Genomic DNA, 13170 nt, shown 5'->3' with positions numbered 1-13170 from the left:
CCGGCGCGGCGTTGACATCAGTTGAGCCCCCTCTTATCTGTCCAACGACTTTGCGTCCAGAACCGTTTTCCGGGCGCTTTTTGTGTTTGCCAGTGTTCACTAATGTGTTTGCCAGTGTTCACGTGGAATTGATGGGGCCGGCCGGCGCTCATCTCAAGATTGAGAATTCTATCGAAAGGACCATTGGATGGTCAGTCTCGGCGGTCTCGCCCGTAAGGTTTTCGGTTCCTCCAATGACCGTCGGGTCAAATCGACCCGGCCTCGTGTCGAGGCGATCAACGCCATGGAAAACGAGATGCGGGCGCTTTCCGACGAGGAGTTGGTCGGCCGCACCGCAAAATTCCGCCAGGACATCGCCAACGGCGCCACGCTCGACGACCTGTTGGTGCCGGCCTTCGCCACCGCCCGCGAGGCCGCGCGCCGCGTGCTCGGCATGCGCCCCTTCGATGTCCAGCTGATCGGCGGCATGGTGCTGCACAATGGCGGCATTGCCGAGATGCGCACCGGCGAGGGCAAGACCCTGGTCGCGACGCTGCCGGTCTACCTCAACGCGCTCGCCGGCAAGGGCGTCCACGTCGTCACCGTCAACGACTATCTGGCCACCCGCGACTCCGAATGGATGGGCCGCGTCTACAAGTTCCTCGGCCTCTCGGTCGGGGTCATCGTCCATGGCCTGTCCGACGAGGAGCGCAGCGCCGCCTACGCCGCCGATGTCACCTACGCCACCAACAACGAGCTCGGCTTCGACTATCTGCGCGACAACATGAAATACGAGCGCGCCCAGATGGTGCAGCGCGGTCACAATTACGCGATCGTCGACGAAGTCGATTCCATCCTGGTCGACGAGGCGCGCACGCCGCTGATCATTTCCGGTCCGCTCGAGGACCGTTCGGAAATGTACAACACCATCGACACCTTCATCATCCAGCTGCAGCCGCAGGATTATGAGGTCGACGAGAAGCAGAAGACCTCGATCTTCACCGAGGAAGGCACCGAGAAGCTCGAGAACCTTTTGCGCGACGCCGGCCTGCTCAAGGGCGAGTCGCTCTACGACGTCGAGAACGTCGCCATAGTCCACCACGTCAACAATGCGCTGAAGGCGCACCGGCTGTTCCAGAAGGACAAGGACTACATCGTCCGCAATGGCGAGATCGTCATCATCGACGAGTTCACCGGCCGCATGATGCCGGGCCGCCGCTATTCGGAAGGCCTGCACCAGGCGCTCGAAGCCAAGGAGCATGTGGCGATCCAGCCGGAGAACCAGACGCTGGCCTCCGTCACCTTCCAGAACTATTTCCGCCTCTACAAGAAGCTCTCCGGCATGACCGGCACGGCGCTGACCGAGGCCGAGGAATTCGGCAACATCTACGGTCTCGAAGTCACTGAGATCCCGACCAATCTGCCCGTCGTGCGCATCGACGAGGACGACGAGGTCTACCGGACTGTCGAGGAGAAATACAAGGCGATCGTCAGGGAGATCCGCGAAGCCAGCGCCAAGGGCCAGCCGACGCTGGTCGGCACCACTTCCATCGAAAAGTCCGAGCAGCTGGCCGAGCGCCTGCGCAAGGAAGGTTTTACCGATTTCGAAGTGCTGAACGCCCGCCATCACGAGCGCGAGGCGGCGATCGTCGCCCAGGCCGGCAAGCCAGGCGCCATCACCATCGCCACCAACATGGCCGGCCGCGGGACCGACATCAAGCTCGGCGGCAATGCCGAGATGCGCATCGAGGAAGAACTCGGCGACATGCCGGCCGGACCCGAGCGCGAGGCGCGGGAAAAGGAAATCATTGCCGACATCGAGCGGCTGAAGGAAAAGGCGCTAGCCGCCGGCGGCCTCTACGTGCTGGCCACCGAACGCCACGAATCGCGCCGCATCGACAACCAGTTGCGCGGCCGCTCCGGTCGTCAGGGCGACCCCGGCCGCTCGAAATTCTTCCTGTCGCTGCAGGACGATCTGATGCGCATCTTCGGCTCCGAGCGCATGGACGGCATGCTGCAGAAGCTCGGCCTCAAGGAAGACGAGGCGATCATCCATCCGTGGATCAACAAGGCGCTGGAAAAAGCGCAGAAGAAGGTCGAGGCGCGCAACTTCGACATCCGCAAGAACCTTCTGAAATATGACGACGTCTCCAACGACCAGCGCAAGGTGGTGTTCGAGCAGCGCATCGAGCTGATGGACGGCGAGGGCCTCTCCGAAACGATCGCCGAGATGCGCGAAGGCGTCATCGACGAGATCGTCGCCAAGGCCATTCCCGAAAACGCCTATGCCGAGCAGTGGAACGTTGCCGGGCTGAAGGCCGAGATCGCCGAGTTCCTGAACCTCGACCTGCCGGTCGAGGACTGGGCCAAGGAAGAGGGCATCGCCGAGGACGACATCCGCGAGCGCATCGGGCAGGCCGCCGAAGCCGCCGCCAAGGAGCGCGCCGAGCGTTTTGGCCCCGAGGTGATGAATTACGTCGAGCGCTCGGTTGTGTTGCAGACGCTCGACCATCTGTGGCGCGAGCACATCGTCAATCTCGACCATCTGCGTTCGGTCGTCGGCTTCCGCGGCTACGCCCAGCGCGATCCGCTGCAGGAATACAAGGGCGAGGCGTTCGAGCTGTTCCAGGCCATGCTGGGCAATCTGCGCCAGGCCGTCACCGCGCAGCTGATGCGCGTCGAACTGGTCCGCCAGGCCGCCGAAGCGCCGCCTCCGGAAGCCCCCGACATGTTCGGCACCCATATTGACGGCACAACCGGCGAAAACGACTTCGAAGGCGGCGAGACCGCCCTCCTGGTCCGCCCGGAGACAACCGCCGTCGTCGCTCCCGAAGACCGCGACCCCAACAACCAGGCCACCTGGGGCAAGGTCGGCCGCAACGAAGCCTGCCCGTGTGGATCGGGGAAGAAGTACAAGCACTGCCACGGGGCGTTCGCGTAGTCTCGTAGCTCGGACTACCGCCACCAATCAGAAATGAAAGACGCTATCAGCGAGGCTAAGATACCTAGGCAGAACGAAAACCCTCGTTCGAACATCTTTGGGATCGTTTCAGAACTGCAAATGCCCTTTGCACAGAGCGCGTATCTAGGTTCGCTAGGGTTCTTATGGTGGTTAATTCATTAGTTACAGCTGCCTTCTCGCTGGTGGCGTGAGCGACTGTGGCTGGACCGACGACCAAGACGCATTCGGCCCTTACAAGCTGTGGAAACTGAAAAGGGGCGACCTATAGGTCGCCCCTATCTAATCGCCTTAAGCCGCTTCTGCTTCCGGCAGCGGGAAGTCAAGCGGGAGTTCTGCCGCCGGCGGGATTTCGGGGAACAAGCGCCCCGCCATCACGTCGGCAATCCGGCCAAAGTTGAGGCCGGGGTAATAGCCCGAAATCCATGAATACGGGATTCCTAGATAGCGGGCCAACTTGATCACCGGAACCATATCCGGCGTCACCTTACGGTCGTTCATCCCTTTTCCTTTCTGAAAAGGATGCGACCGAATAAACAGTTGACGCTGATTCAAGGATGAATCATTGTCGCCGGGTTGTAAGTGCGCCGTTTATTCGGTCGCATGTTTCTGATCTGGGACCATTCCCGGACCAGTTGTGGAACCGGAGCATTCGCGCCCCGGCTCCTACCGCCCAGCGGCGGCTGCTGAAACTGACCAGGTGGATCAGACCTCGTCAGATCAGGAAGCGGTCAAGCTATATGGGTTCCATGCCGATACCTTTACTTGATGCACCGTGGGGAACGAATCTCCACGGCGCATCCTGCGGGCAATGTGGTCATAATGCAATACGTCGTCTGGACATATTCGGATTTTTGACTTTGCCAGCCTCTTCCTATATGAAGGCTTGGAAATCAGAGCCGGAGGCCAAAATGTCGGACCAGAGCGAGACCATGAGCGCTGAGACCAAGAGCGCGCAGAAGCGTCGGGTCGGGCGCAGCCCCTCTTACCCCGCCATCAGCGTCCAGAAGGCCGTGGAGAAGACCAAGGCCCTTTATGAAAGAGAGGGGGAGTATGCAGCGCCAATCGAATCGGCGGCAACCGCATGGGGCTATAGCTCCAAGAGCAGTGGGGGGCGCCAGATTCTTGCAACTCTCGGATATTATGGGTTAATCGAAGTCCAAGGTGAAGGCGACACGCGCAAAGTGAAAGTCTCTGAAATCGCGCGACGCATTCTGCTCGACCAGCGCGAAGACGACACGGAGAAAAAAGTTTTGGTACGGCGGGTTGCTCTTAACCCAACGGCACATAAGGCGATCTTCGAAAAATACCCCACGGGGCTAGCATCGGACGGCTCCCTAATCCATTTTTTGGTCTTCGATCTTCATTTCAACAGGGACGCAGCCAACGAGCTTTTGGCCGAATTTAAGGAGACAGCCCAATACATCGGTCTGTACGGTCCCGATAAAGATGTGGACAAAAATGGCGCCGGGAATCATAATGACGGGGCGGACAAGTCTCCCCCTGATGTTAAGGTCGGTGATAAGATCCAGTGGACCAGTCAAGGTTCGGACCAGTTCCCGAACGGCGCGACCGTCTTAGGGTTTTCGGCTGACAATCAATGGATCTTCACCGATCGGGGGATGTCGGGGATTCCAGTAAAAGAGATCAAAGTTATGGAACCTTCTCCCGCACAGACGCCTCCGGCCATGCCGCAACATCTCGTGGACTACGTGGTCCACCGCCCAGGCGAAACTGTAGTGATTGAAGCGAAAAAGGGATCGCGAAAGGCGGTATTCCCCGTAGAGGAAGGGGACGTGACACTGATCTTCCCGGAAAACATGTCCGCTGACGGGCTTGCCGTTCTTGGTCAGTATCTGGATGTCTTCCTAAAGAAAGAGCAGAAGAAGGCCGGCGCCTAAAGGCTTGCCTTGCGCGGCGCTGCCAGTACCCGCACCATTGATCCGACTTCGGCGCGACACCTACCGCGCTGACAACCATCGCGTACTGAGTGCCGTTTGCCTCGCGGCGGTTGTCTTCGCGCCATACCATCTCGGCGGCATAGGAGCCGAAATAGTTGCCAGCGATGCGGCGCGACTGATACGCGAGAAGAATTGAAGGGCGAGCTGAAGCGCCGGGGCATAACCTATGCGGCGCTTGCCGAAAAACTGACCGAGAAGGACGCCCACAAAAGCGAGCGCAATCTGGCCAACAAGATAAGCCGTGGTAGCTTCACCGCTGCATTTTTTATGATCTGCATAGACGTGATCGGCGTTCGCCATGTTAGCTTGGAAGTGTGAATTTTCGCGCACATTCTTGAACGTATTAATCGTAATGCATAAGTCCCTTGCAGCGATTGCATCCGCAACCATTGCGCTGATCGTTGCAATTGACGTACGATTCGAATGTACGTAAGGATTGAAAAATCTGCGATTAACAAACTGGAAACGTTTGATTCGGAACAATGGCTGCATGCATCCGTTGGGATTAGCGCGGATTCGTAGGGAGCAATTCGATGAACGCATTCGCATATCGGGATAAGGTTCTCGACGAATTGCGTCGGGAATCTAACGCATCGTTTTCGGTCGTTTATCGCGCTATGTCTGAGGCAGCGAAAGCGAACCATGAGAAGGATAAAAACCTGGACGTTGAGGACGTGAAGCGGCGCATTCGTGCTATCATCAGGGAACAAGCCGTCGAAGCCAACTAGGCATGTCGCTAAGCGTATCTACCCTAGCGCTTTTCCTGTTTCTCGTTCCTGGTCTCATTTTTAGGTTTTCTTTATATGAAGGGTCGCCCGTGAGGCGGCCCTTTTTGGCATCTGGAACGTTGTATTCGTCGATAGCGGTCATATTGTATTCGACGATGATATTTACGCTTACGATATCAATTCTGCAGATAAACACGTATATCGCAAATGAAATAGGCAATGGAATAAGGTTCGGCATTGCCGAGCTAAATGACATTGTTTATATCTTTGATGACCACCTACAAGAAAATAGGCGATTTACAATAGCGAACTTCCTCATAAATTATCCGATGAGGACTGTTGCCATGTTTTCCTTGGTGTGCCTACTCGCATACGTGTTGGCTCGCACCGTCCAGCGACTTTCCCGCCAAATCGGCTTAATTGGCCGGATGATGTATGGACCTATCTATCCGATGCTCTCACAAAAAGGCGCGCCGTTCCTAACGTGTTTTGTCCTTACCAAAGTCGGCCACGACAAACAGAGGTTGATGTATTGCGGATATCCTGAGGAAATTTGCCTCCGGGAAGGAAATAACATCGACCATATAATTCTCTCCGACCCAGAGAAGTTCTATATGGTTTTTGACGATCCTGTACCCACGACGACGTTTGGAGAGGCTCGACGGGTATCGAGGCAGGAGCAAAGCCGAGGCCAAATGTTTGTATCAGGCTCTGAGATCGAAAACGTTCACTTCGAAAGCTTCTATTATGCTGACCCTACGCCGAGTTTGATTAGCCGAATTTTCGGATCTCATAAACGCAAGGTAGCGGCACCAAAGTAGGTGGCTAAACGCGAACGGCCTTCCAAGCGCTTGGAAGGCCGTTCTATTTTCCTGATTTTTCCAATGCCTACGGCTTTTTCCAGCGTTTCCTATGTTTTCCCATACCGGGCGACAATCCACACACCCATTCAGAGGACTCGAACCTCGACTCCTCAAGCGCGCCTAGGAACGATCCGGATCGCCCATTTTCGGCTAACTAGAAACTTGAGGTGCGTTTCCTACGCTTCATACTGCAGGACTGGCATGTATGGGGTACTCCCGCGCCCCAAGTTTGTCAAACAAGTCGCAATTTGCACGATTATTGACGGCAAACATCAATAAATTTGGCGAGTTTGCTCCATAATACCGCTAAGCCTGATCCGTTTCGTCGGCCTCAGCTTCCCGGGCGGCTTGTTTAAACCGCTCGGATTGCTCTTTCTGACTAAGCTCTCCAGCCCTTTTTGGCTTTGGCTTTGGAGCGATATTTAGACGGTCGCCAGACACCATAGGGTGCCTCACCTTGCACTAGTCGTTTCATAAGTCAGGCGTTGCCGACGACACCTTGCCGCGCATGCCACGCTTGAACGCCGAGAGATAGCTTTCGATGGTGTTCGAATGGATGACGGCACCACCCTCGTTATGGCGACGCCATCGGCATGACTTATGCGCGTGCCACGCACCGCCCCTACCGGCCCTCCGCTATGGCACCGGACGTTCGTCACTCGAAAAAGCCAAATCGCTGACTTTTCGCCCGCCGCACCCCGCCCTCACCCAACCGTTTCTTAATGTGTCTCCGCTACACCCAACCCTGAAAAGAAGCGGAAAACGGAGAGAAATCGGGGTGCGCTTTTCCGCGGCCACGACTGCCGGGCGGTTCTTGCCGCAGCGTTGGGCGCTGCGCATGGGGCCGTTGCTTGGCCGCATCGATGCCGTGCTGTTCACCGCCGACGAGCGCGGCGAGGCGAGCCGCATGTCGGTCATCGCCTTCTCGGTCCGCATCGTCAGCGCCGTCATCGCCTTCGTCAGCCAGGTGCTGATGGCACGGTGGATGGGCTCGTTCGAATATGGCATCTTCGTCCTCGTCTGGGTGACGATGGTCATCGTCGGAAACCTCGCCTGCCTGGGCTTCCACACCTCCGTCATCCGCTACATTCCCGAATATCGCGAGCGCGGCCTGATGGACGAACTGCGCGGCATCGTGCTGGCCAGCCGCCTGTTCGTGCTGATCGCCTCCACGCTGATTGCCGGGCTCGGCGCGCTCGGCGTCTGGCTGGCGGCACCCTGGATCGAGAACTACTATGTGATCCCGTTCATCCTCGGCGTCATCTGCCTGCCGATGATCGCCATGTCCGACCTTTTGTCGGGCCTGGCACGCGCCAACAGCTGGGCACTGTTTGCCCTGTCGCCGACCTATCTGGTGCGGCCCGTGCTGATCCTGCTGTTCATGGCGCTGATGCTGTTCGTGGGCTACGCACCCGATGCCAGGACCGCCATCTTCGCCTCGATCGCCGCCACCTACGCCACCACGCTGGGACAACTCGTCGGTGTCACCCAGCGCATGGAAAGGCAGATCCCGGCCGGGCCGATGAAGGTGCATTTCGCGCAATGGTTCATCGTCTCGCTGCCGATCTTCCTGGTCGAGAGCTTCTTCTTCCTGCTGACCAATGCCGACGTGCTGATGGTCGGCGCCTATATGGATCCCAACGACGTCGCCGTTTATTTCGCCACCGTGAAGACGCTGGCGCTGGTGCATTTCGTCTACTTCGCCGTCAAGGCCGGCGTTGCCCAGCGCTACGCCCAGTTCACCCATGGCGACCCGCAAAGGCTTGCCGCCTTTGCCCGCGAGACGGTGTCGTGGACGTTCTGGCCATCGCTCTTGATGGCGCTGCTGGTGCTGGCGCTCGGCGAGCCGATGCTGGTGCTGTTCGGCCCTGAATTCACATCAGGCTATCCGCTGCTGTTCCTGCTCGTCTTCGGCGTCGTGGCGCGGGCCGCCGTCGGCCCCTGCGAAAGCCTGCTGACGATGAGCGGCAACCAGAACATCTGCGCCGCCGTCTATGCCATGACGCTGGCCTTCAACATCGCCCTCAATGTGGTGCTGATCCCGATGTTCGGCCTGTGGGGCGCGGCAATGGCCACCGCCTTTGCCATGATCTTCGAAGCCGGCGCGCTCTCCTTCACGGTGTGGCGCAAGCTCGGCATCGCCATGCTTATCTTCGTGCCTGCCAAAGGAGCCGCGTGATGGCTGCCATCCCGTTGCTTGAGGAAACCAGCGGCGGCACCGCCGGCGCCATGGTGTCGGGGCTCGCCGGGCTGACCCGCGATGCCGACCCCGCCCATATCGAGATCCTCGCCAACAACCGGCCCGAGCGCAAGCTCGCCATCTACCCGGCATCGGCCGGCTTCGACCTGGTCGAGGAACTGGACTATCTCTGCGCCCGCACGGTCGAGCCCAATGTTTTCTTCAATCCGCGCTTCCTGGCCCCGGCCATGCCGCGGCTGGAGGATCGCGAGGTGCGGCTGGCGGTCATCCGTGACGGCGACGAATACCGCAACCGGCTGCGCCTTCTGGTGCCGTTCTCTGTTGAGCGGCCGGTGGTGCCGCTCGGCGTTCCGGTCATGCGCACATGGTCGAGCCCGTTCGGTCCGCTCGGCACGCCGCTGGTCGACCGCGACGACCCGGTCGGCGTCGTCGAGGACTTTTTTGCGATGCTGTCGCGCCCGCATCTCAAGCTGCCGAAAGTGTTCGTCCTGCCCGACATCCGGCTCGATGGCCCGGTGGCGAGCCTGCTTGCCACCGTGGCCGAGGCTCGCGGCCTGACGCTGGTCACCACCGGCCAGAGCCAGCGCCCGGCGCTGGAGAGCGAGCTCGATGGAGACGATTATCTGAAGGCCTCGCTGCGCTCGCACCATTATCGCGAGTTCCGCCGCCTGAAGCGGCGCCTTGGCGACCTTGGCAAGCTTGAGCATGTCGTGGCGCGCGGCCCCGAAGACATCCGCCATGCTATCGAAGGCTTCCTGTCGCTGGAAGCGGCCGGCTGGAAAGGCCGCGAACGCACCGCCATGGCGATCGACCGCTTCCGCGCCGCCTTCGCCCGCGAAGCCGTGCACCGGCTGGCCGAACAGGACATGTGCCGCATCCACTCGCTGACGCTCGACGGCCGCACCATCGCCTGCCTGATCGTCTTCGTCGAAGCCGGCATCGCCTACACCTGGAAGACGGCCTATGACGAGACGCTGGCCAGCTATTCGCCCGGCACGCTACTGATGATCGAGGTGACCAGGCAGCATCTCGACGATCCCAACATCATGATGACCGATTCCTGCGCGGTGCCCGACCATCCGGTGATGAGCCGGCTATGGGCCGAGCGCAAGCCGATGGGCACCCTGGTGATCGGCCTGGCGCCGGACGCCGACCGCCTCACCCGCCAGGCCGCCTCGCAACTGCACCTCTACCGCGAAACCCGCAACATGGCCCGCCTGCTGCGCAACCGGATGAAGAGCTTGCTGGGGCGGCGGTAAGAAAAGGCAGGGTGCGGTTCTGGAGAATGGCACATCTTCGCTGCAATATTTGACAGGTGGGTGACCGGGAATTTACTTCGGTTGCCAGCAGGCAAACGCGAATATTGATCTCTGCTTATAAAAAAACGAGATTTCTCGCAGAAATTTCCAGTGAAAGCCCATAAGACCTACTCGCATTCTTGTTCTTAATTCACGATAATCTAGTGATTCGGTAGCGATGAGAGAGAAATGTCGCTGAATCATGAGGCCAACGGCGCCCGGCACATCAGTGCGGAGGACAGCGCCGTTGTCCGAAGGGCCGACGAAGACTTCGAAGAACTGATTCGAAGCATTCGAGCCGCAACGCATCAAGCTTTGCCTCTCTTCGAAGAGGAGCCCGTGACCGGGTTGGCCCAGTCAGACACGCTGGCCGCCTCCCTCGGCTCGACTTCGGCCCGGACGGGCTCGAGCCAGGCCCGCGCCATGCGCGGCTCCTCGCTCTTGTCCAACGATAGGCTGGATCCACGTGCCGATGACGACTTGGCGTGGTCGTTGGTTGATCACGATGCCGACGCTCCCGATACCGACAAATGGGAATTGCAGGAAGAGGTGGCGAAGCTGCAGCGCTTGCAGGATCGCACCTCGAAAGAGCTTGGGCGAAAATCGCGCGAGCTATCGATCGCGAGTAAGACAATCGCCGACCTGGAGGTCCAACTCAACAAGGCACGGCAGACCATTGCGCAAGCGGACAGGCATGCCGGCCAGCGGGCAACGCGGTTCCTCGAAGCGAATGTCGAGGTTGAGCGTCTGGGCCGGAACCTGGCGCGCGTGTCGGGGCAACTTCGCGACGAGATCATCGCCAGGCAAGCCGCCGAGCAGGCGCGTGAGGACGTTGCATCGCGGCTCGCCAGCTTGCAACAGGCCGCCATGCTGCTTCGTTCCAAGGTCGCGGATTACCAGCTCCAAAACGAAAGACTGACCGGCAAACTGTCTGCGCAGATGCTGGTGCAGCAGGACCTGCAGGTGCGGCTGTCCACGGTCGAGCATCAGCGCGGCGTTCTCGGCGATTGCGCCGCCACCGCGCAGGTACGGGCCGTCGAACTTGAAAAGAGGTTGCGCTCGCTCCAGCGCAGCGCCGCCGATCAAAGCGTGGTCCGCGCAACGCCGAGCGTGGGACAGCCCGCCGAGGACGTGGCCGAGCATCGGCGCCAAACCTCGGAAACCGAGATTGCGACGTTGCGCCAGGAGCGCGACGCGGCGCGCCGAGACTATGGCGCGGTGAAGGTTCAACTCGCCGATCTCCGCTTGCGCGACATGACCGACGAGCTCGGGCATGCCCGTTGCCGCGATGAGAACCGCCAGCTTCACCACAGGCTGGAAACGCTGACACGCCAGGATCCGCCCAACGGACCGGCAGCGGATGACAATGCCGATCTCGAACGGACATTCGACGAATTGCTGGCGGCTGGCGAGCTTGGCGCGGCCAATGACGGCGATCCCACCGCGACGCGCAAGGCGTCTTGATCGCGTTGGGGATTTGCCACCCAAAGCTCGAAGAGTGAAGGGTGGTGCCCCTAGCCGGAATCGAACCAGCACTCCTTGCGGAACTCGATTTTGAGTCGAGCGCGTCTACCAATTCCGCCATAGGGGCTCAGGCCGGGCGGCCTGGATGGCGCGGGACTATACGGTTGGAGGGCTGTTCGTCAACTGGCCAATTCTCCGGCGCTCTCAAGATGCGACCAAACTGCGCCTTTCGATTTCGTGACGGGGCTGCCATTGTGCAGCGCGGAAAATCTTTCTAGACAGGCGGCGCATCAAAGCGCGGCACGTCTGCGGGGACGGATGGCGTGCTCTGGGTCTTTGTTCTGTGCATGCCGTTACACCCCAACCTGCCTGCGCAATTGAACGACACGCATTAGGAGTGCCGATGCTTCGCGGACTTTACGACTGGACCTTGTCGCTGGCGGCCCGCAAATCCGCCGAATGGTGGCTGGCCTTCATCGCTTTCGTCGAGAGCTCGGTGTTCCTGGTGCCGGCCGACGTGCTCTATCTGCCGATGGCGCTGTCGCGGCCGGATCGCGCCTACCGCTATGCGCTGATCGCCACCGTCGCCTCGGTGCTGGGCGGCATCGCCGGCTGGTTCATCGGCCACTACGCCTATGACGCGGTGGCGCGGCCGATCCTCGAATTCTACGGCAAGTACGACGAGTTCGAAGCGCTGCGCGCGGGGGCAGGCGTCGGCTTCATCGTCCTGATGCTGATCACATCGGGCGCTGCCCACCTGCCGCCGATCAAGGTGGTGACGATCCTGTCCGGCGTCATCGGCGTCAATTTGCTGTTGTTCGTGGTGCTGGCGATCGTGGCCCGCGGTGGCCGTTTCCTGCTGCTCGCCTGGCTGCTGCGCCATTATGGCGAACCGATCCGCGAATTCATCGAGAAGCGCCTCGGCCTCATCGCCGGCGCCGGCGCGGCTGCCCTGATTTTGCTCTATATCCTGGTCAAATACGCGTTCTGAACAGAACCATTGCGAGCCGGACGGACCGATTGAAATGACAGCGACCATGAATGCCGACACCGGACGCCAGCGCACGCTAACCGCCTTGTTCCTCGCCGTCGCCATGGCCGCCACCGTCGGCTCGGCGCTCGGCTTCCAGTATCTCGGCGGCTACATCCCCTGCCACCTCTGCCTCGAACAGCGCACGCCCTACTATATCGGCGTGCCGCTGATGGTGCTGGCGGTGATTGCGTCGATGCTGCACGCACCGGCATGGCTAACGCGCGGCCTGCTGGCCGTCGGCGGCATCCTGATGCTCTACGGCCTCTATCTCGGCGTCTACCACTCCGGCGTCGAATGGCAGTGGTGGGCCGGCCCGACCGATTGTACCGCAGGCGCCGGGCCGGTCGACACCGGCGGCAAGGGCGTGCTCGACGCGCTCGACAAATTCGTGCCGCCGTCCTGTGACAAGGCCGCCTTACGCATCCTCGGCCTGTCGCTGGCCGGCTGGAACGCCATCGCCAGCCTGATCCTCGCCGCCGTAGCCTTCCGCGGCGCTTTCACGCGCGACTGATTGAGCAGCGCGACGCAGAGTTCGAGCAAAAATTCGCCAGACTGAGCCGGATGGCGCGACTTTCGACGTCCGAGCAAGATCGACCCCCACTCCGTCTCGGCTTCGCCGAGCCACCTTGTATCTACACGAGAGAGATTTCGTGGGATTAGAGCGATTGAGCCAAGGTCCGGGCGG

At 60.1% G+C, this 13170-nt stretch carries 10 protein-coding genes, 1 tRNA gene and 1 pseudogene; 9 read left to right on the top strand and 3 right to left on the bottom strand.

All coding sequences use genetic code 11. The annotated features are described in order from the left end of the window. Nucleotides 1-187: 187 nt before the first annotated feature. On the top strand, nt 188-2920 hold the full coding sequence (secA, locus tag NKI99_RS30585) for a preprotein translocase subunit SecA (protein ID WP_128304562.1): 2733 nt from the start codon (nt 188-190) through the stop codon (nt 2918-2920). A 309-nt stretch (nt 2921-3229) separates the two neighbouring features. Here secA and NKI99_RS30580 read toward each other — a convergent pair whose 3' ends face one another. Then, on the bottom strand, nt 3230-3439 hold the full coding sequence (locus NKI99_RS30580) for a hypothetical protein (RefSeq protein WP_128304563.1): 210 nt from the start codon (nt 3437-3439) through the stop codon (nt 3230-3232). A gap of 410 nt (nt 3440-3849) precedes the next feature. Between NKI99_RS30580 and NKI99_RS30575 the strand changes: the two genes are divergently transcribed. Then, nucleotides 3850-4839, top strand: a complete 990-nt coding sequence (locus NKI99_RS30575) for a hypothetical protein (protein WP_128304564.1) — start codon at nt 3850-3852, stop codon at nt 4837-4839. 10 nt (nt 4840-4849) lie between these two features. Here NKI99_RS30575 and NKI99_RS30570 read toward each other — a convergent pair. Continuing rightward, nucleotides 4850-5005, bottom strand: a pseudogene (locus NKI99_RS30570) (IS1595 family transposase); the annotation flags it as partial. Between the two features lie 26 nt (nt 5006-5031). Here NKI99_RS30570 and NKI99_RS30565 point away from each other — a divergent pair. The 5 genes from NKI99_RS30565 to NKI99_RS30545 all read left to right on the top strand — a co-directional run bounded on the left by NKI99_RS30565 (nt 5032) and on the right by NKI99_RS30545 (nt 11452). After that, entirely contained in the window at nt 5032-5217 is a 186-nt protein-coding gene (locus NKI99_RS30565; protein ID WP_352613262.1) for a DUF6471 domain-containing protein, read from the top strand. 215 nt (nt 5218-5432) lie between these two features. Then, complete coding sequence (locus NKI99_RS30560; protein WP_128304566.1) at nt 5433-5627, top strand: hypothetical protein; 195 nt, start codon at nt 5433-5435, stop codon at nt 5625-5627. Between the two features lie 1641 nt (nt 5628-7268). After that, nucleotides 7269-8669: a lipopolysaccharide biosynthesis protein gene (locus NKI99_RS30555; protein ID WP_128304567.1), complete on the top strand. Its 1401-nt coding sequence runs from the start codon at nt 7269-7271 to the stop codon at nt 8667-8669. Beyond that, a complete protein-coding gene (locus tag NKI99_RS30550; RefSeq protein ID WP_128304568.1) occupies nt 8669-9949 on the top strand; it encodes a GNAT family N-acetyltransferase in 1281 nt (426 codons plus the stop codon). Before NKI99_RS30555 ends, NKI99_RS30550 begins: the two co-directional genes overlap by 1 nt. Before the next feature lie 378 nt (nt 9950-10327). Further along, a complete protein-coding gene (locus NKI99_RS30545) occupies nt 10328-11452 on the top strand; it encodes a coiled-coil domain-containing protein (RefSeq protein WP_352613260.1) in 1125 nt (374 codons plus the stop codon). Nucleotides 11453-11494: 42 nt separating this feature from the next. Here NKI99_RS30545 and NKI99_RS30540 read toward each other — a convergent pair. Beyond that, nucleotides 11495-11579, bottom strand: a tRNA-Leu gene (locus NKI99_RS30540). Between the two features lie 276 nt (nt 11580-11855). Between NKI99_RS30540 and NKI99_RS30535 the strand changes: the two genes are divergently transcribed. Both NKI99_RS30535 and NKI99_RS30530 read left to right on the top strand, forming a co-directional pair. Beyond that, on the top strand, nt 11856-12443 hold the full coding sequence (locus NKI99_RS30535) for a YqaA family protein (RefSeq protein ID WP_023811139.1): 588 nt from the start codon (nt 11856-11858) through the stop codon (nt 12441-12443). Nucleotides 12444-12477: 34 nt separating this feature from the next. Continuing rightward, entirely contained in the window at nt 12478-12996 is a 519-nt protein-coding gene (locus tag NKI99_RS30530; RefSeq protein WP_352613258.1) for a disulfide bond formation protein B, read from the top strand. Nucleotides 12997-13170: the final 174 nt, after the last annotated feature.

This window comes from Mesorhizobium sp. M0239, assembly GCF_040321815.1.
GTDB lineage: Bacteria > Pseudomonadota > Alphaproteobacteria > Rhizobiales > Rhizobiaceae > Mesorhizobium.
The sequence above is the reverse complement of the archived record's forward strand: the minus strand, read 5'-3'. Positions and strand labels throughout refer to the sequence as shown.

Coding starts and splice junctions, on each gene's coding strand:
- secA (WP_128304562.1), top strand. CDS start 188: ATGGTCAGTCTCGGCGGTCTCGCCCGTAAGGTTTTCGGTTCCTCCAAT.
- NKI99_RS30580 (WP_128304563.1), bottom strand. CDS start 3,439: ATGAACGACCGTAAGGTGACGCCGGATATGGTTCCGGTGATCAAGTTG.
- NKI99_RS30575 (WP_128304564.1), top strand. CDS start 3,850: ATGTCGGACCAGAGCGAGACCATGAGCGCTGAGACCAAGAGCGCGCAG.
- NKI99_RS30560 (WP_128304566.1), top strand. CDS start 5,433: ATGAACGCATTCGCATATCGGGATAAGGTTCTCGACGAATTGCGTCGG.
- NKI99_RS30550 (WP_128304568.1), top strand. CDS start 8,669: ATGGCTGCCATCCCGTTGCTTGAGGAAACCAGCGGCGGCACCGCCGGC.
- NKI99_RS30535 (WP_023811139.1), top strand. CDS start 11,856: ATGCTTCGCGGACTTTACGACTGGACCTTGTCGCTGGCGGCCCGCAAA.
- NKI99_RS30530 (WP_352613258.1), top strand. CDS start 12,478: ATGACAGCGACCATGAATGCCGACACCGGACGCCAGCGCACGCTAACC.